Below are 22,043 nucleotides of genomic sequence, written 5' to 3'. Positions count from 1 at the left end.
GCGAGGTTGTCAGGGGCGCCGGGTGCGGCGCCCGCAAAGGGGGATTACAGGCCGAACTGGCGCGCCAACGCGTCGAGCGCTTCGCGCTGGAAGCGGTTGAAGGCGTCGCGCGGCTGCTGTTGCTGGATGAATGCCAGCAGCGGATCCTGCACTTCAGTGCGCACGCCGCTTAGCTGTTCCATCACCGCCAGCCCGCAGAACGGCACGTAGGATTCGGCGTAACCGCCTTCATGCACCATCACCAGTTTGCCGCCGCACAGCCGGTCGGCGGCGTCCTGCACCAGCGCGGTCATGGCGCGGAAGCTGTCGCTGTGCAGCTGCATGCGCGCCAGCGGATCGAGGGCGTTGGCGTCGTAACCGCAGGCGACGATGATCAGCTCCGGCTCGAATTTTTCCAGCGCCGGGATGATGATGCGCCGCATGGCGTGCAGGTAGCCGTCGTCGCCGGCGCCGGCCAGCATCGGCACGTTAACGTTGCAGCCCGCCCCGTCGCCTTCACCGCGATCCTGCTCGCCGGAATAGCCCGCCGGGAAGCAGCCGTCCTGATGCAGCGACAGCGTCAGTACGTCGCCGCGCTGCCAATAGATGTGCTGGGTGCCGTTGCCGTGGTGCACGTCCCAGTCGAGCACCGCCACTTTTCCGAGGCCGTAACGGGCCTTGGCGCGCTCGATGGCGATGGGAATATTGGCCAGGAAGCAGAAGCCCATCGATTGATCCGGCAGGCAGTGGTGGCCCGGCGGGCGCGACAGCGCATAGGCGTTATCCAGTTCGCCCTGCAGCACCGCCTCCACCGCCGCACAGGCCAGGCCGGCGGAGAGTTTGGCGATTTCATAGCTGCCCGGCCCCAGCGGCGCTTCCTCCCCCAGCAGGCCGCCGCCGCTGTCGCTCACCTGTTTGAAGCGCTGCAGGTAGTGGGCGGGGTGGATGCGCAGCAGATCTTCTTCCGTCGCCGGTTCGGCGCTCAGCAGGGTGAGCCGGCGCGACAGGCCGGATACGTCCATCAGGTTCTTCATGCGCCGTTTGGTTTCCGGCGACTCGGCATGGCCGGCGCCCGAGGGCGGTTGCACCCAGCCGCCGACCGGCAGGGTGGTGGCGTGCAGGCCGGTGCTGTGCCAGAAACAGCGTTCATCAAACAAGAAACCGGTTGTTCTTTTCACCTTTCTCCTCCTGTTATACGGCGCGGTGCGCGCGGTGAAGCCAGCGAAATCAACAGCAGCGACAGCAGCGCGCAGCCCAGCGCGCCGAGCAGCAAGGCGTTGAAACCGCCGGAAGATTCGATCAGAGAGCCGGCCAGCGTCGGGCCGATGGCCATGCCGCCGCCGATCACCAGGTTGATGCCGTTCATCAGCTTGCCGTCGTTATCCAGCCCGGCGACCCGCGCCAGAATGAACGGCAGCACGAAGGTCCAGGTGAATTTGAACAGCAGAGCGGCCAGGGCGAAGCGCAGCAGCAAGGGTTGGCCCGTCAGCAGCGCCACGCTGGCCAGCAGCAGGGCGTACCCCAGCACGATCAGGCGCCCGCCGCCGAAGCGCGCGCCGATCAGCGCCGCGGCGCCGGCGCCGACGATGCCGAGCAAGGTGGCGACGGCCAGCACCTGGCCGCTGTGAGCCGGCGACAGCCCGGCGCCGGCGGCGATGCCGCCGATAAAGGTCCAGACCGCGCTCAGGCTGATGTAAAAGGTCAGCACCGCCAGTACGGCGCACAGCTTGCGCGCCAGCGAGGCGGCGGGGCCGCTGCGGGCGGCGCGGGCGGCGGTGAAACCGTTGGGGAACGCCGGGATGAGCGGCAGGCAGCACAGCATGATGGCCGCCAAAATCAGGTAGACCGCCATCAGGCCGAAGTGCGCGAATAGCGGCGGCAGCACCAGCAGCCCGACCGCGCCCAGCACCAGCTGGCCGAGCACCCAGAAGGCATAGACGCGGCTGGGATTGGCGGTGCCGGCGGCGCAGGTGATGCACAGGATCATCAGGGTACCGCCCGCCAGCGAGGCGATAAAGCGCAGCGGCAGCAGCAGGGTGAAATCCTGCACCAGCGCCGAAGCCAGGTTGCCGGCGATAAACACCAGCGCCGACAGCGTAGCGACCCGCCGCCAGTTGATGCGCCCGATCCACCACCACGCCGGCAGCGTGGCCAGGCTCATGGCACCGAGTTCGGTGGAGAACAGGTGGCCAATCTGCGCCGGACCGAGCTGCCACTGCGCGGCGAGCTGGGCGGCCACGGCGGGGGCGGTCATCAGAATGCCCGGCGCGATGGCGGCGAAGACGATAATGGCGGTCAGCAGCCGCGGCGGGCAGGGGAGCGCCGCGCCGACGGTGGGCGCGGAAACCGAATCACTGGACATAAACCTTATTCCCCAAGCGTTAAGTGACGATGAAATATCCCGCTCGGCCCGATTGCGGGCAGGGGGAAGCCGCGCCATAAATGGCGAATACGTTCTGGCGTTATTTTTCGGCCGTCGGCAGCGGCGGCCGCTATCGGGCGTTAACCGTGGGCGAGAAAACCGCCGGCGACCAGTTCGGTGCGGTTCACCACGTCGGTTTTGGCGAAAATATTGCGCATATGGGTTTTCACCGTGGACAGCGAAATGCCCAGCTTCAGGGCGATGCGCTTATTGCTGGCGCCTTCGCGCACCAGGTTGACGATCTCTTGCTCTTTGGCGGTCAGCAGCTGCGCCTCGCCGTCGGGCAGCAGATCGCGCGTCGCCAGCTCGATCAGCGGCAGCACCGCGCGCAGTCGGCCGCGCTCCGCTTCGGTAAACGGGGTATCGCGGATCAGCGATACCCCGGCGACGATGCGCTTGCGCTGGCGGATGAAGATCTCCGTCATGTCGCGCATGTCGTTCGGCAGCATAAAGTCGTGGTAATAGCGGCGGTTGCCGGCGATCGCCGCCGGGCTCATGCCGACCATGGTGATGTCCTGGCGATGGAAATTGGCCGGCTGCAGCGGGTCTATCTGCTGGAAGTGGTTCAGGTACTGCTGATGCGTTTTATCGGGCATGCCGTGCAGGATGTAGTGATCCGGCCGCAGGTCGCGATCGACCAGATAAAACACCCCGGCGGACACCGGGATCAGGTGCGTAATGGTCGCCAAACAACTGTTGATAAAGGCATCGGATGCGGTGCTGTGCATGATTCGTGTTCCTCCCTTTATCGTTCAACTGGAGAATGTTGGCGGTCAATATATGAACGATACAAGCATAGTTGTAGCAATTTGGCAACACAATAAAAACATATTAACAACGTGAGGCCGATTGCAATAAAACACATAAATAACAAGATGACACTGCGTTAGTCAGGGCTTTTCAGGCTGTATTCATCGCGATTTTCATTAATAGGTTAATGAAATAATTCACCGCTTTTCCCGCTGAATTTACAGCGCTTTTCAATGCTTGCCTGGGCGAGGCCCTCGCCGCTCTGCGCGTGCTACAACCGGCGCGACCGTCGCCGTCCCTCGTTCTTAAGAACGATAGCCAGGCTTTTCCACCGCTTCCTACACTGCGAATTGAAGATAGCGCCAGGCGGCGCCAAACGTATAAGACGAAAAAATGATGACCTTTCTCGGGCTGAGGCGTCGGGTTGTTCAGTCCACATGACCATACGGGGAACGAACGATGCAGAAAAAAACGCTGGCGGTGGCGTTGAGCGGCGCCTTATCGGGCCTGGCTCAGGGGGCGGATGCCGATCGCCCCAATGTGCTGATCATTCTGGTGGACGACATGGGCTACTCCGACATCAGCCCGTTCGGCGGCGAGATACCGACCCCCAACCTGCAGGCGCTGGCCGAGCGGGGCGTGCGCATGAGCCAGTACTACACCTCGCCGATGTCGGCGCCGGCGCGGTCGATGTTGATGACCGGCAACACCAACCAGCAGGCCGGCATGGGCGGCATGTGGTGGTATGAGAGCACCGCCGCGCAGCCGGGCTATGAAATGCGGCTGACCGACCGCGTGACCACATTGCCGGAGCGCTTTCGCGACGCGGGTTACGCCACCATGATGGCGGGCAAATGGCACTTGGGCTATGTCGACGGCGCCAAACCGACCGATCGCGGCTTCGAGCGCGCCTTCGCTTTCATGGGCGGCGGCACCAGCCATTTCGACGATGCGAAACCGCTGGGCACCGTGGAGGCGTTCCACACCTTCTACACCCTGAACGGCAAACGCGTGTCATTGCCCAAAGATTTCTACTCCAGCAAGGCCTATGCCGATCAACTGGAACAGTGGATCCGCGAGACGCCGCAGAATAAGCCCGTCTTCGCTTATCTGGCGTTCACCGCGCCGCACGATCCGCTGCAGGCGCCGGATGACTGGATCGCCAAATTCGACGGCAAATACGACGCCGGCTACCAGCAGGCCTATCAGCAGCGCATTCAACGCCTGAAAGCGCTGGGGTTGATTTCCGATCGCACGCCGATGCCGACGCTGGCGCTGGATAAGGCCTGGAACGCGCTGACGCCCGAGCAACAAAAATATGAAGCCAAGACCATGCAGGTGTACGCGGCGATGATTGCCTATATGGACGATCAGGTCGGCGCGGTGCTGAACACCCTGAAGCAGACCGGTCGCGATCAAAATACGGTGATCGTGTTCGCCACCGACAACGGCGCCAACCCCGCCAGCGGCTTCTACTACGGCTCGAAGCCGGAGTATTGGCGGCAGTTCGACAACAGCTACGCCAACCTCGGCCGCAAGGGATCGTTCATCTCCTACGGGCCGCACTGGGCCAACGTCAGCAATGCGCCGTATGCCAACTACCACAAAACCACCAGCGCACAGGGCGGCATCAATACCGATTTCATCATCTCCGCGCCACAGCTGAAAGGGCGCGGCGGCATCGACCGCACGCCGATGGCGGTGTATGACATCGCCCCGACGCTGTACGACTATGCCGGCATCGATGCCAACAAACCGCTGAAGGCCAAACCGACGCTGCCGATGGTCGGCGTCAGCTTCAAGCGCTATTTCAGCGGCGAGGCCAACGGCGTGCCGCGCGCGACCTACGGCGTGGAGCTGCATAACCAGGCCGCCTATGTAGACGGCATCTGGAAGCTGCGGCGGTTGGTGAAGGCCGGGCCGACGGCGCAGATGGCGCCGTGGGGGCTGTTCAACCTGCATGACGATCCGCTGGAAACGCGCGATCTGGCCGCCGCTAACCCGGAACGGGTCAAACGGCTGAGCGAAGCGTATCGCCGCTTTGCGCAGCAGAGCATGGTCATTGAAGCCAAAGGCGCAGCGATCGACTATCTCGGCGTTGACGCCAGCACCGGTGGCTACATCGGCCTGGATCCGCAGACCCACAAACCGTTGCCGCAGGCGGCGCCATGAATCTGGCCCAGCTGCGCGCGCAGCAGATCCCGGTGGAGAGCGAACCGCGCGCGGCGGCGCCTTTTCATTTGCTGGTGAAGCCGATCGGCGCCGGCTGCAACCTGGGTTGCCGCTACTGTTACTACCCGCAGCGCCAGCAAGAGCGGACGCGCAAGATGGACGACGACCTGCTGGCGGAGTTTATCCGCGGCTACATCGCCGCCCAACCGCGTTACAGCCGCGAGATCAACTTCGTCTGGCAGGGCGGTGAGCCGCTGCTGGCGGGGATCGGTTTTTACAAGCGGGCGCTGGCGTTGCAGCGCCGCTATGCGCCGCCGGGCGTGCGGATCAGCAACAGCCTGCAGACCAATGGCACACTGCTGAACGACGCCTGGTGCCGGCTGTTCCGGCAGTATCACTTTATCCTCGGCGTCAGCCTGGACGGCGATCGCGAGGTGCAGGACGCCCACCGGCCGGACAAGCGAGGCGGCGCCAGCTATGACGCCGCGCTGCGCGGCATTGCGTTGTTGCAGCGTCATCAGATCGACTTCAACCTGCTGATGGTGGTGCACGACGGCGTCGCGGATCGCGCCGAGGCGATCTACGATCATGCGGTGGCGATCGGGGCGCGTTATTTGCAGTTCCAGCCGCTGATGCTGGAAGGGGATGCGCCCACCGCCGGTTACGGACTGAGCGCCGCCAACTGGGGGCGCTTCATGCTGGCGGTATACCGCCGCTGGCGCAGCCGCGGGCACGTTGGCCAAGTCTTTGTAATGAACATCGAACAGGTCTACGCGCAGTATTTCACCCATGTCAGCCCCAGCTGCGTGCACGCCGAACGCTGCGGCGGCAATCTGGTGATGGAGCCGGACGGGCGGCTTTACGCCTGCGATCATCTGATCAATGCGCAGCATCTGCTCGGCCATGCCGATCGCCACACGCCCCTCGCCACCCTGGCGGCAAGGGCGGCGGAGATGCCGTTCGGTAAAAACAAAAGCCTGCGCCGCGAGTGCCAACGCTGCAGCGTGAAAAGCGTCTGCCAGGGCGGTTGCCCGGCGCATGTGGGCGAAGATCGCTACAACCGGCTGTGCGCCGGCTATTACGCCTTCTTTTCCGCGCTGCTGGCGCCGCTGCGCGCCTACCCGCGCAGCCCGCAGGGGGCAATGCAGTGGCGCGCCGCCGTGAGCGCGGCCGCAGGTTGAAAGCGTCTCGTCCTTAAGGACGATAGTCAGCATTTTCCTTTCCTCTCTATAGTGAGATGACCGCCGCTGGCGGTGAAAAACCTGCAAGCACCTGCATGCATCAGGCCAAAACTATAAGAGGAAATAACCATGAACCTGTCGTCGCGGTTGCACGCCCACCTGGCTCGAGGCAAGGTCGGCTTTCCCACCACCTTGGCCAGTTCGGTCGGGGTGATCATGGCCAGCCCGGTGATCCTGACGGTCACCAGCGGCTTCGGCATCGGCGGCGATACCTTCGCGCTGGCGATGCTGATCGCCTTCATCATGATGCAGGCGCAGCTCACCACTTTCTCCGAAGCGGCGGCGTTGCTGCCGACCTCCGGTTCGGTTTACGACTACATTTCCTGCGGCATGGGGCGCTTTTTCGCCATCACCGGCGCGCTGTCGGCCTACCTGATCGTGCACATCTTCGCCGGCACCGCCGAGACCATTCTCTCCGGCATCATGGCGCTGGTGAACTTCGAACACCTCAACACCCTGATGGAAAGTCACAACGCCTCCTGGATGGTCGGCGTCGGGCTGGTTGTCGTGTTCGGCATGCTCAACGCGTTCGGCATCGAGGCCTTCGGCAAGGCGGAGATCGTGCTGACCTTCGCCATGTGGAGCACGCTGGTGATTTTCGGCATCGTCGGGCTGCTGTCGCCGCATGCGGTGCCGCTCGAGGGCTGGTTCGGCAGCACGCTGAGCCTGAACGATCCCTTCGCGGTGTTCAGTCTGATCGGCATGGCGATGTTCATGTTCGTCGGCTGTGAGCTGGTGACGCCGATGGCGCCGGAGATCAAACGCTGCGATCGGGTGATCCCGCGGGCGATGGCGCTCGGGCTGTGCGGCGTGGCGGTGTGCATGGCGCTGTACGGCGCGGCGCTCAGCCACCAGGTGGAAAACGTGGTGATCGACGCCGCCAGCGGCACGCGCCTGCTGGAAACGCCGATGGCCATCCCGGCCTTCGCCGGCCAGGTGATGGGCCAGTTCGGCAAATACTGGCTGGGCGTCGGCCTGCTGCTGGCGGGCGCGGCGACCATCAACACGCTGATGGCGGCGGTGCCGCGCATTCTGTACGGCATGGCGCTGGACGGCGCGTTGCCGCGCATGTTCGCCTATCTGCACCCGCGCTTTAAGACGCCGGTGGTCGGCATTCTGGTGGCGGTCCTGATCCCCTGCGTACACGCCTTCGCCATTCAGGGCAACCTCGACAAGATCATTCCGCTGGTGCTGGCGGCGGTGTGCGCCTGGGGCGTGGCCTACCTGCTGGTGACCTGCTCGGTGGTGCTGCTGCGCCTGCGCCGCCCCGATCTGCCGCGCGCCTATAAATCGCCGTGGTTCCCGCTGCCGCAGATCGTCTCCAGCGTCGGCATCGTGCTGGCCATCGTCTACATCACGCCGCCGGGGATGAATCCGCGCGACGTCTACATTCCCTTCGGCTGGATGATCGGCCTGACCGCCGCCTATGCGCTGTTCTGGACGCTGTGCGTGCAGAAAGTGAATCCGTTCAAGCCGGTGCCGGTCGAACAGGTGCTGGAGAACGCGTTCGCCAAGGGTGAAAACGAGGAGGCGCAGTTTGATCGGCTTACTTCCCTCACTTAATCGCGCCTGGCGGCGAGCGCCGTCGGGCTATCGGCCGGGCGCCGCGCTGGATCGTCTGGCGCGCAACCTGGAACCCTACGCGTGCGAACGCCTGGCGCCGGGCCTGCTGCGGCTGACGCTGCCGCAGGGGACGCAGATCGAGGTCAGCGAACAGGTGCAGGGGCTGTTTATGGCGCATATCGTCAGCCACCGTTTTCGGCTGCAGGGCGCATGCGCAGCGCAGCCTCCGCTGACGCTGGACGTGGTGGCCGGCGGTTGGCTGCGGCGGCGCGGGGTGCGCTATCTGCTGCGTCAGCGCCATACGGCCGCGCAGCGGTTGCTGGCCGGCCTGCAGCGCTACCCGCAGATCGGCGAGACGCTGGCGCAGCTGGATTTTCGCCGCGTGCGGCTGACGGTGAACGACGGGCGCTGGCAGGTGGATATCGAGCATTTCGCCGCGTCGGAGGTGGTCAGCCGCGTGCCGGCCGGCCGCCGCTATCTGCGGCTGGATGCCGAACAGCGGCGGTTGCTGTTGAGCAGCCTGCTGATGATCGGCCAACTGATGGAGAAGCTGAATCATGAATAGAGTGGTTGTGATTACCGGCGGCGGCACCGGCGTCGGCGCCGCCTGCGCCCGTCTGCTGGCGGCGCAGGGCGATCGGGTGTTCATCATCGGCCGCCGCCCGGAACCGCTGGCGGCGCTGGCGCATGAGATCGGCGCGCAGGCGCTGGTGGGTGACGCCGCCAGCGGCGAGAGCTGGGCCCACACGTTGCTGCCGGCCATTCTGCGCGACGCCGGGCGCATCGACTGCCTGATCGGCAGCGCCGGTGGCATGGGCTTCAAGCGCATTACCGAGATGAGCGACGCGCAGTGGCAAGGGGCGATGGACAGCAACCTCAACAGCGCTTTCGCCAGCGCGCGCGCCTGCCTGCCGGAGCTGATCAAGAGCGGCGGCAACCTGCTGTTCGTGGCCTCTATCGCCTCGCTGGCCGCCGGGCCGGAGGTCTGCGGCTACGTCACCGCCAAGCACGCGCTGATCGGGCTGATGCGCTCCATCGCCCGCGACTATGGCCCGCTGGGCGTGCGCGCCAACGCGGTGTGCCCGGGCTGGGTGACCACGCCGATGGCGGACGACGAGATGCAACTGCTGATGGACGCCCATCAGATTTCGCTGGAGCAGGCTTACCAGATGGTCTGCCGCGACGTGCCGCTGCGCCGGCCGGCCAGCGCCGAGGAGATCGCCCGCGTCTGCCGTTTCCTCTGTTCCAGCGAGGCTTCAATCATTACCGGCGCGGCGCTGGTGGCCGACGGCGGCTCCACCATCGTCGATGTGCCGACATTGGCTTTCACTTCCCTGTAAGGAGCATTTCCATGAGTTCAGAAGCGGTATTCATTCAGGTTGGCGCGCTGGCGGAAGGCTTTGCGCCGCACAGCAACACGCTGGAACACCAGCACGGGCTGGCGGGCACCACGCTGACGCTGCGTTTCAGCGACGGCGCGACGCAGCGCTGTCGGTTTACCGATGAGCAGACGCTGGAGTGGGGGGAACGGCGCGGTATCGCCTATCGCGCCACCAGCATTCGCCCCGGCGTGTTGTTCATCGATTTTCTCGATCCCGCCCGCGCCAACGCCAGCATTACGCTGGTGTACGACCGCAATCAGGGCAACTTCAGCGCGGTGTACGGCCAACTGCCGGACGAAGCGCAGGCGCGGCTCGACGCCTTCAGCCGGGTGGAACAGGGGCTGCCGCTGACCGCGGTCGAGGCCGAATTCCGCTTCGGCACGCTGGATGACGCCGACGTGGCGCCGCCGGGCTTTACCGATGAGCTGATCGGCATGCGCAATATGTACACCTACAGCCCGACCGAACGGTACGAGCACATCTACCTGAACGACAACTTCTACGCCTGGCAGTGTCTGGACGGGGTGGAGAAAGGGCTGGCGGACGTGGATCGCTGCCACTACGTGAAGGTGGCGGAGCAGCTTTATCTGTTCGTCTGGCGCGAGAAGATCATTCCGACGCTGGGGGTGGTGATGATCGATCTGCAGGGCATGCGCACCGACGGCAAGATCCTCGGTTATCAGGGCAGCGATTTCAGCGCGCTGAGCAACTTTGCGGTGGGCGCCCATGCGCAGGTGCTGAACACCACGCGCCACCCGCGAGGATAGGGCGATGAGCGCAACCTATGCGGCCGATGCTTTTGCGGGGCAGGTGGTGCTGGTGACCGGCGGCGCGCAGGGCATTGGGCTGGCGATCGTCAGCGCCTTTGCCCGGCTGGGCGCCGAGGTGACGATCGCGGACGTGCAGTTGCCGCAGGCGCAGGCGACGGCGCAAACGCTGCGGGACGAAGGGGGGAGCGTGCAGGCGCTGGCCTGCGATCTGGCCGAGCCGGGGCAGATAGCCGAGTTGGTGGCGGCGGTGGGCGAGCGGCATCAACGGCTGGATGTGGTGATCCACAACGCCGCCTATTTTCCGCTGACGCCGTTCGCTGCCATCGACGCGGCCCTGCTGCAACGCACGCTGAGCGTCAATCTGATGGCGCCGTTCTTTCTGGCGCAGGCGGCGCTGCCGTGGATGCGCCGTGCCGGCGGCGGCAGCCTGCTGGTGACCTCGTCGGTGACCGGCCCGCGGGTGGCGTATCCGGGGCTGGCGCACTACGCCGCCTCCAAGGCCGGGGTGAACGGGTTTATTCGCGCGGCGGCGCTGGAGCTGGCGGCGGAGAATATTCGCGTCAACGGCGTGGAGCCGGGGATGATCCGCACGCCGGCGATGGCCAACCTGGGCGATGCGCAGGTGAATCAGGCGATCGCCGCTGCGGTGCCGCTCGGGCGGCTGGGGGAACCGGAAGACATCGCCGCGGCGATGGTGTTTCTCGCCTCGCCGGCGGCGGCCTACATCACCGGCCAGACGCTGGTGGTGGACGGCGGTGCGCTGTTGCCGGAAACGAATTCTCTGCTTACTTGACGCTGCAGCGTTGTTGGCTGCAACGCCAATTAATTTGAGAATTCCGGTTGGTTAAATCACTGCTTGGCGGGATGCGCGGTGACGTTGGCGGGCAGGCTGTCGCCCAGGGTGATCAGCTCGTCCAGCAACGTCATCAGTTGGTCCATTTTCTGCCGCGAGAAAGCGGCTTCAATCTCGGCGTAGCCCTGTTCCACCTGGTGGCGCGCCACTTCATACAGATCCTGGCCCTGTTGGGTCAGCGACACGTACAGCTTGCGCTGATCGTTAACCGGCTTGAGGCGGAAGATCAGCTTATCACGCTCCATGCGCGACAGAATGCCGGTCAGGCTGGGACGCAGGATGCAGGTTTCCGCCGCCAGTTCGTGGAATTCGATCGAACGGCTGTTGGCCAGCACGCGGATGATGCGCCACTGCTGTTCGGTCAGGTTGTGGCTTTTCAGGATCGGGCGGAAGAACCCCATGGCGGTTTCACGCGCCTGCAGCAGGGCGATGGTTAACGATTCATGCATAAGTTTGGCCTTAGCTATCAAGGTGTTCGCTGTTACGGCGCTCGTCATGGGGGCGCCTGCCCCGCAAAGCCCGATTTTGTTAATAACTTAATAGTAGCCAAAGTTACCCGTAGGGATAAAGCAAAAATGCGCGGCGCAGCGAAAAATGGCGAGAAAAATGATTAATGCGTTGAATAATCACGCCAATGTTCGTTGTTTGTGAATATTTTGTTATCACGATCACAAATCATTCCAAGCGCGTTGCGTAAAAGCTGCACAGCGTATAAAAGTAATCATTAATATGTTAATGAATGCCGGTTGTCATGTTTTGCCATTGGAGGAGTTCGCATGAAAGGCACCGTATTTTCCGTTGCGCTGAACCACCGCAGCCAACTGGACGCCTGGGATCAGGCGTTTCACCAGCCGCCGTACCAGACCCCGCCCAAAACCCCGGTGTGGTTTATCAAACCGCGCAACACCCACCTCGCCAACGGCGGGGCGATCCCGTTTCCGGCCGGTGAAACCGTGCAGAGCGGCGGCACGCTGGCGGTGATCATCGGCGATACCGCGCGCAAGGTGCCGGCGGTGCAGGTGGGTCGTTATCTGGCCGGGTATGCGTTGGCCAACGACGTCAGCCTGCCGGAAAGCAGCTTCTACCGCCCGGCGATCAAGGCCAAATGCCGCGACGGGTTCTGCCCGCTGGGAGAGATCGGCCAGCTGGAGAATGCCGATCGGCTGGAGATCGTCACCGAGATCAACGGCGTGGAGCAGGATCGCTGGTCCACCGCCGATCTGGTGCGCTCGGTGCCGGAGCTGATCGCCGCCATCAGCGATTTCATCACCCTGCAGCCGGGCGATGCGGTGCTGATCGGCACCCCGCACCAGCGGGTGGCGATCAAACCGGGGGATGAGGTGACGGTGCGCGCCGCCGGCCTGCCCACTCTGAGCAACCGCGTCACCCAGGCAGGAGCCGCATCATGAAACATGCCCGTATTCGCCATCATGGCCAGATCGTCAACGTTCCGGTGGACGACCAGCTGCGCGTCACGTTGCCGAACGGCGAGGTGCTGCAGGAGCGCGAAGTGGAATGGCTGCCGCCGGCGCAGGGCACGGTGTTCGCCCTGGGGCTGAACTATGCCGACCACGCCAGCGAGCTGGAATTCAAGGCGCCGGAAGAGCCGCTGGTGTTCCTCAAGGCGCCGAACACTCTGACCGGCCATCGTCAGGTATCGGTGCGTCCGGCCGACGTGGAGTACATGCATTACGAAGCCGAGCTGGTGGCGGTGATCGGCAAGACCGCACGCAACGTCAGCCGCGAGCGCGCCATGGAGTATGTGGCGGGTTACACCCTGTGCAACGACTACGCCATCCGCGACTACCTGGAAAACTACTACCGGCCGAATCTGCGGGTGAAGAGCCGCGATACCCTGACGCCGATCGGGCCGTATATCGTCGATCGCGACGACGTCGCCGATCCGCACCGGCTGGCGCTCAGCACCTACGTCAACGGCGAGCTGCGCCAGCGCGGCAGCACCGCCGACATGATTTTCGACATTCCGTTCCTGATCGCCTACCTGAGCGAATTCATGACGCTTCAGCCGGGCGACATGATCGCCACCGGCACGCCGAAAGGGCTGGCCGACGTGCGGCCGGGCGACGAAGTGGTGGTGGAGATCGAAGGCATCGGCCGTTTGGTTAACCACATTATCAGTGAAAAAGATTACGAGGAGAGCCTGCGATGAAAACCATCAACCACTGGATCAACGGCAAGAACGTCGCCAGCAAAGAGTATTTCACCACCACCAACCCGGCGAACGGCGAGGTGCTGGCGGAGGTGGCCTCCGGCGGCCAGCTGGAGATCGACCAGGCGGTGGCGGCCGCGAAAGAGGCGTTCCCCAAGTGGGCGAATACGCCGATGAAAGAGCGCGCGCGCCTGATGCGCCGTCTGGGTGAACTGATCGACCAGAACGTGCCGCAGATCGCCGAAATGGAAACTGCCGACACCGGCCTGCCGATCCATCAGACCAAAAACGTGCTGATCCCGCGCGCCTCGCACAACTTCGAATTCTTCGCCGAGGTGTGCCAGCAGATGAACGGCAAGACCTACCCGGTGGACGACAAGATGCTCAACTACACGCTGGTGCAGCCGGTGGGGGTCTGCGCGCTGGTGTCGCCGTGGAACGTGCCGTTCATGACCGCCACCTGGAAAACTGCGCCTTGCCTGGCGCTGGGCAACACGGCGGTGCTGAAAATGTCCGAACTGTCGCCGCTGAGCGCCGATCGCCTGGGCGAGCTGGCGCTGGAAGCCGGCATTCCGGCCGGGGTGCTGAACGTGGTGCAGGGCTACGGCGCCACCGCCGGCGACGCATTGGTGCGCCATAAAGACGTGCGCGCGGTCTCCTTCACCGGCGGCACCGCCACCGGCCGCCGCATCATCGAAAGCGCCGGGCTGAAGAAATTCTCCATGGAGCTCGGCGGCAAGTCGCCGGTGCTGATCTTTGAAGACGCCGACATCGAGCGGGCGCTCGACGCCGCGCTGTTCACCATCTTCTCGATCAACGGCGAACGCTGCACCGCCGGTTCGCGCATCTTTATTCAGGAGAGCATCTACCCGGAATTCGTCAAACGCTTCGCCGAGCGCGCCAACCGTCTGCGCGTCGGCGATCCGCAAGATCCCAACACCCAGGTGGGGGCGCTGATCAGCCCTCAGCACTGGGAAAAAGTTTCCGGCTATATCCGCCTCGGGGTGGAGGAAGGGGCGACCCTGTTGGCCGGCGGCCCGGATAAACCGGCCGGCTTGAGCCACGGCAACTTCCTGCGCCCGACGGTGCTGGCGGATGTCGACAATCGGATGCGCGTGGCGCAGGAGGAGATCTTCGGGCCGGTGGCCTGCCTGCTGCCGTTCAAATCAGAAGAAGACGGCCTGCGCATGGCCAACGACGTGGAGTACGGCCTGGCGTCGTACATCTGGACGCAGGATGTGAGCAAGGTTCTGCGCCTGGCCCGCGGCATCGAAGCGGGCATGGTTTTCGTCAACACCCAAAACGTACGCGATCTGCGCCAACCGTTCGGCGGCGTGAAAGCCTCCGGCACCGGCCGCGAAGGCGGCGAATACAGCTTCGAAGTGTTCGCCGAAATGAAGAACGTGTGCATTTCCATGGGTGACCACCCGATCCCGAAATGGGGCGTCTGAGCCTCAGGCCACAATAATAACGAAAGAGATGAGAACAATGACGACAAAACTGACCACTAATGCTGTCCCTGCTCCCGACGTCGTGCGCTGTGCCTACATGGAGATTCAGGTCACGAACCTTAAAGCCGCACGCGAATTTTACGTCGATATCCTCGGCCTGGTCGTAACCGCCGAAGATGACAAAACCCTCTACCTGCGTTCGATGGAGGAGTTCATTCACCATAACCTGGTGCTGCGCGAAGGCCCGGTCGCCGCCGTGGCGGCGTTTGCTTTCCGCGTGCGCACGCCGGAAGACGTCGATCGCGCCGAAGCGTATTTCAAGGCGCTTGGCTGCCGCACCGAGCGGCGGGTGAACGGGTTCGCCAAAGGCATCGGCGATGCGGTGCGGGTAGAAGATCCGCTCGGTTTCCCGTATGAGTTTTTCTACGATGTGCAGCACGTCGAGCGTCTGGCCTGGCGTTACGATCTGTATACGCCGGGCGCGCTGGTGCGCCTCGACCACTTTAACCAAATCACCCCTGATGTGCCGCGCGCCGTGGAATATATCCAGGGGCTGGGTTTCCGCGTGACGGAAGACATCCGCGATGAAGACGGCGTGGTTTACGCCGCCTGGATGCGCCGCAAGGCGACGGTGCACGATACCGCGATGACCGGCGGCGCCGGGCCGCGCATGCACCACATCGCCTTCGCCACCCATGAAAAACACAACATTTTGGCCATCTGCGACAAGCTCGGCGCGCTGCGCAAATCCGATTTGATCGAACGCGGCCCTGGCCGTCACGGCGTCTCCAACGCGTTCTATCTCTACCTGCGCGATCCTGATGGCCACCGTGTGGAAATCTACACGCAGGATTACTACACCGGCGATCCGGACAACCCGACCGTGACCTGGGACGTGCATGACAACCAGCGCCGCGACTGGTGGGGTAATCCGGTGGTGCCGAGCTGGTACACCGAAGGATCGCTGGTGTTGGATCTCGATGGGCAGCCGCAGCCGGTCATCGAACGCAGCGCGCCCAGCGAAATGGCCGTCACCATCGGCGCAGACGGTTTTTCCTATACCCGCGAGGGCGATACGGAAAAAGGTTTCAAACTTGGCAATACGCTGTAAATGCTGCTGCGCGGGCCTCGCCCGCGCCTATGCGCCGTGTGGAGAACGCTATGCCCCATTTTTACGCTGAATGTACCGACAACATCCGCCGCGAGGCGGATTTGCCCACCCTGTTCGCCAAGGTCAACGAGGCGCTGGCGGCGACCGGCATCTTCCCGCTGGCCGGCGTGCGCAGCCGCGCCATCTGGCTCGATACCTGGCAAATGGCCGACGGCAAGCAGGATTACGCCTTCGTGCACATGACGCTGAAGATCGGCCACGGCCGCAGTCTGGAAAGCCGTCAGCAGGTGGGCGAGATGCTGTTTACGCTGATCAAGGAACACTTCGCCGCGCTGATGGCGCAGCGTTACCTGGCGCTCTCTTTCACCATGGAAGAGCTGGATCCGGTGCTGAATTACAAACAGAACAATGTCCACGCGCTGTTCAATAAGGCGTGAATAAGGGGTCGTAAATGCTGGATAAAGAGCAGGTTAACCGCGCCGTGCAGCGTCTGCATCAGGCGGAAAAGAGCCGTGAGCAGATCCGCGCGCTGTCGCTCGATCATCCCGAGATCACCATTGAAGACGCCTATGCCATTCAGCGGCAGTGGGTAGAACTGAAGATCGCCGAGGGGCGCACGCTCAAAGGCCACAAGATCGGCCTGACCTCGCGCGCCATGCAGGTGAGCTCGCAGATCACCGAGCCGGATTACGGCGCGCTGCTGGACGACATGTTCTTCAACGACGGCAGCGACATTCCGATCGATCGCTTCATCGTGCCGCGGGTGGAAGTGGAGCTGGCGTTCGTGCTGGCCAAGCCGCTGCGCGGGCCGAACTGCACGCTGTTCGACGTCTACAACGCCACCGACTACGTCATTCCGGCGCTGGAGATCATCGACGCGCGCAGCCACAACGTCGATCCCGAGACGCAGCGGCCGCGCAAGGTGTTCGACACCATCTCCGACAACGCCGCCAACGCCGGGGTGGTGATGGGCGGGCGGCCGATCAAGCCGGATGCGCTGGATCTGCGCTGGATCTCTGCGCTGCTGTACCGCAACGGCGTGATTGAAGAGTCCGGCGTGGCGGCGGCGGTGCTCAACCACCCGGCCAACGGCGTGGCCTGGCTGGCCAACAAGCTGGCGCCGTATGAGGTGGAGCTGGAAGCGGGGCAGGTGATCCTCGGCGGTTCCTTCACCCGGCCGGTGCCGGCGCGGCGCGGCGATACTTTCCACGTCGATTACGGCCCGATGGGCTGCATCAGCTGCCGCTTCGTCTAATAAGCAGGCTCGGCGAACCGAGCCGCAATAACCGGGCGGGGGCCACGCGACGCGCCCGCTTGTCAGGGAGAATGCGATGTTAACCAACCACTTCAAGCGAGCGCTGCAGGAAAAACGCCCGCAGATCGGGCTGTGGCTCGGGTTGTGCAGCAGCTACAGCGCCGAGCTGCTGGCCGGCGCCGGTTTCGACTGGCTGCTGATCGACGGCGAACATGCGCCCAACAACGTGCAGACGGTGCTGGGGCAGCTGCAGGCGGTCGCCCCTTACCCCAGCCAGCCGGTGGTGCGGCCGCCGTGGAACGACGCGGTGATCATCAAGCAACTGCTGGACGTCGGCGCGCAAACCTTATTGATCCCGATGATTCAGAACGCCGAACAGGCGCGCGACGCGGTGCGCGCCACGCGCTATCCGCCGCACGGCGTGCGCGGCGTCGGCAGCGCCCTGGCGCGCGCTTCGCGCTGGAACCGGGTGCCCGATTACCTGCAGCAGGCCGACGAGCAGATGTGCGTGCTGGTGCAGATTGAAACCCGCGAGGCGGTGAAAAACCTCGACGCCATTCTGCAGGTGGAAGGGGTGGACGGCGTGTTCATCGGCCCGGCGGATCTCAGCGCCGACATGGGCTTCGCCGGCAATCCGCAGCACCCGGAGGTGCAGCGCACCATCGATGACGCCATCGCGCGCATCCGCGCCGCCGGCAAGGCGCCGGGCATTTTGATGGCCAACAAGGCGCTGGCGCAGCGCTATCTGGAAGCCGGCGCGCTGTTCGTCGCGGTAGGGGTGGATACCACCCTGCTGGCGCGGGCGGCGGAAGCCCTGGCGGACGAGTTCAAACAGGGCGGGGCGCAAGCACCTTCATCGGGAGTCTACTGAACCATGAACCACGTCGATTCGCTGCCGCCGGCCAACCCGGCGCAGCAACATAAAGCGTTAACCGCCGCCGAGCAATCGGTGATTAAAAAGTTGTTTCGGCGCCTGATCATTTTCCTGTTCGTGTTGTTTGTTTTCTCTTTCCTCGACCGCATCAACATCGGCTTCGCCGGGCTGACGATGGGCAAAGATCTCGGCCTCAGCTCGACCATGTTCGGGCTGGCGGCGACGTTGTTCTATGTCACCTACGTGATCTTCGGCATTCCCAGCAACATGATGCTGAGCAGGGTCGGCGCGCGGCGCTGGATCGCCACCATCATGGTGCTGTGGGGCGTCGCCTCCACCTGCACCATGTTCGCCACCGGGCCGACCAGCCTGTACGTGCTGCGCATGATCGTCGGCATCACCGAGGCCGGCTTTCTGCCGGGCATTCTGGTGTACCTCACCTACTGGTTCCCGGCGTTCTACCGCGCCCGCGCCAACGCCTTGTTCATGATCGCCATGCCGGTGACCATGGCGATCGGCTCGCTGGTCTCCGGCTATATTCTGGCGCTGGACGGGGTGATGAACCTGAAGGGCTGGCAGTGGCTGTTCCTGCTGGAAGGCATTCCGTCGGTGCTGCTGGGCGTGGTGGTGTGGTTCTACCTCGACGACACGCCGGCTAAGGCCAAGTGGCTGACCGACGAGGAAAAAGCCAGCCTGAAGGCGATGATGGAGGCCGACAAGCTGCAGCTGGTGCAGCCCAACGGGCCGAGCAGCCACCGCGCGCTGCAGCAGCGCAGCCTGTGGCGCGAGATTTTCACGCCGATTGTGTTGATGTATACGCTGGCCTATTTCTGCCTGACCAACACCCTGAGCGCGATCAATATCTGGACGCCGCAGATCCTGCAGAGCTTCAACCAGGGCAGCAGCAACGTGACGATCGGCATTCTGGCGGCGATCCCGCAGATCTGCACCATCGCCGGCATGGTGTGGTGGAGCAAACGATCCGACCGGCTGCAGGAGCGCAAGCATCACACCGCGCTGCCGTACCTGTTCGCCGCCGCCGGCTGGCTGCTGGCGTCCGCCACCGATCACAGCCTGATCCAACTGCTGGGGATCGTGATGGCGTCGGTCGGTTCCTTTACCGCCATGGCGATCTTCTGGACCACGCCGGATCAGTCGATCAGCCTGGAAGCGCGGGCGGTGGGGATCGCCGTGATCAACGCCACCGGCAACATCGGTTCGGCGCTCAGCCCGCTGTTGATCGGCTGGTTCAAGGACATGACCGGCAGCTTCAACTCCGGGCTGTATTTCGTCTCGGCGCTGTTGATCGTCGGTGCCGTGCTGGTGTGGCGCATCCCGATGAAGGATTCGCGCCCGAGAGCGACGCCTTGATACGCAGACAGGCAGGATTGCAGGAGGTCATGAGGTGCGGAAAAGTACCGGTTTTATCGCCAACATCGATATTTGCAAAGAGTATGACGCGCGCTACGCCGCCGACGAGGTGCACTACGAAACCTTCGCCGGGCTGGCGGCATTCTTCGGCCGCGACATGCAGGTGCACTGGCACGACTGCTTCTTCCAGGTGCATTTTCTGGAGACCGGCAAGATAGAGCTGCAGCTCGACGATCAGCACTATTCGGTGCAGGCGCCGCTGTTCATCCTCACGCCGCCGTCGGTGCCGCATGCGTTCTTCACCGAACCGGACAGCGACGGCCACGTGCTGACGGTGCGTCAGGAGTTGATTTGGCCGCTGCTGGAGCGCCTGTACCCCGGCAGCAACCTGGCGCTGGACATGCCGGGCATCTGCCTGTCGCTGGCCGACGCGCCGCAGGAGCTGACGGCGCTCAGCCACTATTGGGCGCTGATCCGCCGCGAGTTCGCGCAGAACCTGGCCGGGCGTGAACAGACGCTGGCGCTGCTGGCGCAGGCGGTGTTCACGTTGCTGTTGCGCAATACCGCGCTGGAAGACAGCGCCAACAGCGGCGTGCGTGGCGAACTGCAGCTGTTCCAGCGCTTCAACAAGATGGTGGACGAGCGTTTTCGCGAGCACCTGCCGGTGCCGGAGTATGCGCAGGCGTTGGGGGTGACTGAATCGCGGCTCAACGATCTGTGTCGGCGCTTCGCCAACCGGCCGCCCAAACGGCTGATCTTCGATCGGCTGCTGCGCGAGGCCAAGCGCATGCTGCTGTTCAGCGCCTGCACGGTGCATGAAACCGCCTACAGCCTCGGCTTCAAGGATCCGGCCTATTTCGCCCGTTTTTTCAATCGGCTGGAAGGCTGTTCCCCCTCGACCTACCGCGCGGCGCAACACGCCCTTTCGTAACCGCGATCACAGTTTGCCGCGAAAGCGGCAAACTGACCTGAAAAGTACCGGCGATTGCCGCAAAAGTCTCTTCTCGAAACCGGCTTTGGCAGCTTCAATTAAGCAACCAAAAGAAAACATTATTTTAACAAATGGCCGACTCCACGGCCTGAAAAATGCCGATTACGAGGAAGACCCGATGAAACCAGAAGACTTTCGTGCCGACAGTAAACGCCCGTTCACCGGCGCCGAATACCTGAAAAGTTTGCAGGACAGCCGTGAAATTTACATTTACGGCGAGCGCGTGAAAGACGTCACCACTCACCCGGCGTTCCGCAATGCGGCGGCCTCGGTCGGCCAGCTGTACGACGCGCTGCACGATCCGGCCAGCCAGGATCGCCTGTGCTGGAATACCGACACCGGCAACGGCGGTTACACCCACAAGTTCTTCCGCTATGCCCGCAGCCCGGAAGAGATGCGCCAGCAGCGTGACGCCATCGCCGACTGGTCGCGCCAAAGCTATGGCTGGATGGGGCGCACGCCGGATTATAAGGCGGCCTTCGGCTGCGCGCTGGGCGCTTATCCGGAGTTCTACGGCCAGTTCGCCGACAACGCGCGCCACTGGTACAAACGCATTCAGGAAACCGGGCTCTATTTCAACCACGCTATCGTCAACCCGCCGATCGATCGTCATAAGCCGGTCAACGAGGTGAAGGACGTCTACATTCAGGTGGAGAAAGAGACCGACGCCGGCATCATCGTCAGCGGCGCCAAAGTGGTGGCCACCAACTCGGCGTTGACCCACTACAACTTCATCGGCTTCGGTTCGGCGCAGGTGATGGGCGATAACCCGGACTTCGCGCTGATGTTCGTGGCGCCGATGGACGCCGAAGGGGTGAAGCTGATTTCGCGCGCCTCCTACGAGCTGGTGGCTGGCGCCACCGGATCGCCGTTCGACTACCCGCTCACCAGCCGCTTTGACGAGAACGATGCGATCCTGATCATGGATCATGTGCTGATCCCGTGGGAAAACGTGCTGATCTACCGCGATTTCGACCGCTGTCGCCGCTGGAGCACCCAGGGCGGTTTCGCCCGGCTGTTCCCGCTGCAGGCCTGCGTGCGCCTGGCGGTGAAGATGGACTTCATCACTGCGCTGCTGCAAAAGAGCCTCTCGTGTACCGGCGTGCTGGAGTTCCGCGGCGTGCAGGCCGATCTGGGCGAAGTGGTGGCCTGGCGCAACCTGTTCTGGTCGCTGAGCGACGCGATGTGCGCCGAAGCCACGCAATGGGAAAACGGTGCCTACCTGCCGGATTCCGCCGCGCTGCAGACCTACCGCGTGATGGCGCCGATGGCCTACATCAAGGTGAAACACATCATCGAGAAGAACGTCACCAGCGGCCTGATCTACCTGCCGTCCAGCGTGCGCGACATGAACAATCCGGAGATCGACAAGTACCTGGCGCGCTACGTGCGCGGATCGGACGGCATGGATCACGTCGAGCGCATCAAGATCCTCAAGCTGATGTGGGATGCGATCGGCAGCGAATTCGGCGGCCGTCACGAGCTGTATGAGATCAACTACGCCGGCAGCCAGGATGAGATCCGCCTGCAGTGCCTGCGCCACGCGCAGGGATCCGGCAACATGGATCGCATGATGCAGATGGTCGACAAGTGCCTGGCCGATTACGATCAGCACGGCTGGAAGGTGCCGCACCTGCGGAACAATGACGATATTAATCAGTTGGATAATCTGCTGAAGTAATTCAGGA

At 63.6% G+C, this 22,043-nt stretch carries 21 protein-coding genes; 17 read left to right on the top strand and 4 right to left on the bottom strand.

Annotated features, from left to right (window positions below; genetic code table 11):
• Nucleotides 1-44 precede the first annotated feature (44 nt).
• The 3 genes from ACMGGK_RS20720 to ACMGGK_RS20710 form a co-directional block, all read right to left on the bottom strand.
• Nucleotides 45-1,157, bottom strand: coding sequence for a class II histone deacetylase (locus tag ACMGGK_RS20720; protein WP_016929203.1), 1,113 nt, complete (start codon nt 1,155-1,157; stop codon nt 45-47).
• Nucleotides 1,154-2,341 carry an MFS transporter gene (locus tag ACMGGK_RS20715; protein ID WP_049300745.1) on the bottom strand — a complete coding sequence of 396 codons (1,188 nt, stop codon included), beginning with the start codon at nt 2,339-2,341 and terminating at the stop codon, nt 1,154-1,156. The genes ACMGGK_RS20720 and ACMGGK_RS20715 overlap by 4 nt, the downstream gene beginning before the upstream one ends.
• A gap of 140 nt (nt 2,342-2,481) precedes the next feature.
• On the bottom strand, nt 2,482-3,129 hold the full coding sequence (locus ACMGGK_RS20710) for a helix-turn-helix transcriptional regulator (RefSeq protein WP_016929201.1): 648 nt from the start codon (nt 3,127-3,129) through the stop codon (nt 2,482-2,484).
• Nucleotides 3,130-3,610: 481 nt separating this feature from the next.
• On the opposite strand from ACMGGK_RS20710, the gene ACMGGK_RS20705 reads away from it, so the two are divergent.
• The 7 genes from ACMGGK_RS20705 to ACMGGK_RS20675 all read left to right on the top strand — a co-directional run bounded on the left by ACMGGK_RS20705 (nt 3,611) and on the right by ACMGGK_RS20675 (nt 11,072).
• Nucleotides 3,611-5,323, top strand: coding sequence for an arylsulfatase (locus tag ACMGGK_RS20705; RefSeq protein WP_116404115.1), 1,713 nt, complete (start codon nt 3,611-3,613; stop codon nt 5,321-5,323).
• Complete coding sequence (locus tag ACMGGK_RS20700; protein ID WP_151254767.1) at nt 5,320-6,504, top strand: anaerobic sulfatase maturase; 1,185 nt, start codon at nt 5,320-5,322, stop codon at nt 6,502-6,504. Before ACMGGK_RS20705 ends, ACMGGK_RS20700 begins: the two co-directional genes overlap by 4 nt.
• Nucleotides 6,505-6,633: 129 nt before the next feature.
• Nucleotides 6,634-8,127 carry an APC family permease gene (locus ACMGGK_RS20695; RefSeq protein WP_016929198.1) on the top strand — a complete coding sequence of 498 codons (1,494 nt, stop codon included), beginning with the start codon at nt 6,634-6,636 and terminating at the stop codon, nt 8,125-8,127.
• Entirely contained in the window at nt 8,102-8,692 is a 591-nt protein-coding gene (locus ACMGGK_RS20690) for a DUF3156 family protein (protein WP_079450058.1), read from the top strand. The genes ACMGGK_RS20695 and ACMGGK_RS20690 overlap by 26 nt, the downstream gene beginning before the upstream one ends.
• On the top strand, nt 8,685-9,467 hold the full coding sequence (locus ACMGGK_RS20685; RefSeq protein ID WP_420277166.1) for an SDR family NAD(P)-dependent oxidoreductase: 783 nt from the start codon (nt 8,685-8,687) through the stop codon (nt 9,465-9,467). The genes ACMGGK_RS20690 and ACMGGK_RS20685 overlap by 8 nt, the downstream gene beginning before the upstream one ends.
• A gap of 11 nt (nt 9,468-9,478) precedes the next feature.
• Nucleotides 9,479-10,276, top strand: coding sequence for a MoaF C-terminal domain-containing protein (locus ACMGGK_RS20680; RefSeq protein WP_420277165.1), 798 nt, complete (start codon nt 9,479-9,481; stop codon nt 10,274-10,276).
• A gap of 4 nt (nt 10,277-10,280) precedes the next feature.
• A complete protein-coding gene (locus tag ACMGGK_RS20675) occupies nt 10,281-11,072 on the top strand; it encodes an SDR family oxidoreductase (protein ID WP_420277164.1) in 792 nt (263 codons plus the stop codon).
• A gap of 56 nt (nt 11,073-11,128) precedes the next feature.
• On the opposite strand, the gene hpaR is transcribed toward ACMGGK_RS20675, so the two are convergent.
• Nucleotides 11,129-11,581 (bottom strand): homoprotocatechuate degradation operon regulator HpaR, encoded by a 453-nt coding sequence (hpaR, locus tag ACMGGK_RS20670; protein ID WP_004933183.1) that lies wholly within the window; start codon nt 11,579-11,581, stop codon nt 11,129-11,131.
• Nucleotides 11,582-11,908: 327 nt separating this feature from the next.
• On the opposite strand from hpaR, the gene ACMGGK_RS20665 reads away from it, so the two are divergent.
• The 10 genes from ACMGGK_RS20665 (at nt 11,909) to hpaB (ending at nt 22,036) form a co-directional block, all read left to right on the top strand.
• A complete protein-coding gene (locus ACMGGK_RS20665) occupies nt 11,909-12,541 on the top strand; it encodes a fumarylacetoacetate hydrolase family protein (RefSeq protein WP_151254770.1) in 633 nt (210 codons plus the stop codon).
• The gene (locus ACMGGK_RS20660; RefSeq protein WP_151254771.1) at nt 12,538-13,302 is read left to right on the top strand and encodes a fumarylacetoacetate hydrolase family protein; all 765 of its coding nucleotides are present in this window, start codon (nt 12,538-12,540) and stop codon (nt 13,300-13,302) included. The genes ACMGGK_RS20665 and ACMGGK_RS20660 overlap by 4 nt, the downstream gene beginning before the upstream one ends.
• Nucleotides 13,299-14,753: a 5-carboxymethyl-2-hydroxymuconate semialdehyde dehydrogenase gene (hpaE, locus tag ACMGGK_RS20655; protein WP_033631722.1), complete on the top strand. Its 1,455-nt coding sequence runs from the start codon at nt 13,299-13,301 to the stop codon at nt 14,751-14,753. The genes ACMGGK_RS20660 and hpaE overlap by 4 nt, the downstream gene beginning before the upstream one ends.
• A 37-nt stretch (nt 14,754-14,790) precedes the next feature.
• On the top strand, nt 14,791-15,864 hold the full coding sequence (gene hpaD / locus ACMGGK_RS20650) for a 3,4-dihydroxyphenylacetate 2,3-dioxygenase (RefSeq protein ID WP_004933173.1): 1,074 nt from the start codon (nt 14,791-14,793) through the stop codon (nt 15,862-15,864).
• Between the two features lie 50 nt (nt 15,865-15,914).
• Complete coding sequence (locus tag ACMGGK_RS20645) at nt 15,915-16,301, top strand: 5-carboxymethyl-2-hydroxymuconate Delta-isomerase (protein ID WP_033638797.1); 387 nt, start codon at nt 15,915-15,917, stop codon at nt 16,299-16,301.
• A gap of 14 nt (nt 16,302-16,315) precedes the next feature.
• Nucleotides 16,316-17,119, top strand: coding sequence for a 2-oxo-hept-4-ene-1,7-dioate hydratase (gene hpaH / locus ACMGGK_RS20640; protein WP_004933170.1), 804 nt, complete (start codon nt 16,316-16,318; stop codon nt 17,117-17,119).
• A 76-nt stretch (nt 17,120-17,195) separates the two neighbouring features.
• A complete protein-coding gene (gene hpaI / locus ACMGGK_RS20635; protein WP_033631724.1) occupies nt 17,196-17,990 on the top strand; it encodes a 4-hydroxy-2-oxoheptanedioate aldolase in 795 nt (264 codons plus the stop codon).
• A gap of 3 nt (nt 17,991-17,993) precedes the next feature.
• A complete protein-coding gene (gene hpaX, locus ACMGGK_RS20630; RefSeq protein ID WP_420277163.1) occupies nt 17,994-19,364 on the top strand; it encodes a 4-hydroxyphenylacetate permease in 1,371 nt (456 codons plus the stop codon).
• A gap of 34 nt (nt 19,365-19,398) precedes the next feature.
• Nucleotides 19,399-20,295, top strand: coding sequence for a 4-hydroxyphenylacetate catabolism regulatory protein HpaA (gene hpaA, locus ACMGGK_RS20625; protein WP_004933161.1), 897 nt, complete (start codon nt 19,399-19,401; stop codon nt 20,293-20,295).
• Between the two features lie 178 nt (nt 20,296-20,473).
• Nucleotides 20,474-22,036 (top strand): 4-hydroxyphenylacetate 3-monooxygenase, oxygenase component, encoded by a 1,563-nt coding sequence (gene hpaB, locus ACMGGK_RS20620; RefSeq protein ID WP_420277162.1) that lies wholly within the window; start codon nt 20,474-20,476, stop codon nt 22,034-22,036.
• Nucleotides 22,037-22,043 lie beyond the last annotated feature (7 nt).

The organism is Serratia sp. BNK-33-b (genome assembly GCF_048684565.1).
Taxonomy (GTDB): domain Bacteria; phylum Pseudomonadota; class Gammaproteobacteria; order Enterobacterales; family Enterobacteriaceae; genus Serratia; species Serratia marcescens.
Note: the sequence above shows the minus strand (reverse complement) of the source record. Positions and strands in the feature narration are given on the sequence as shown.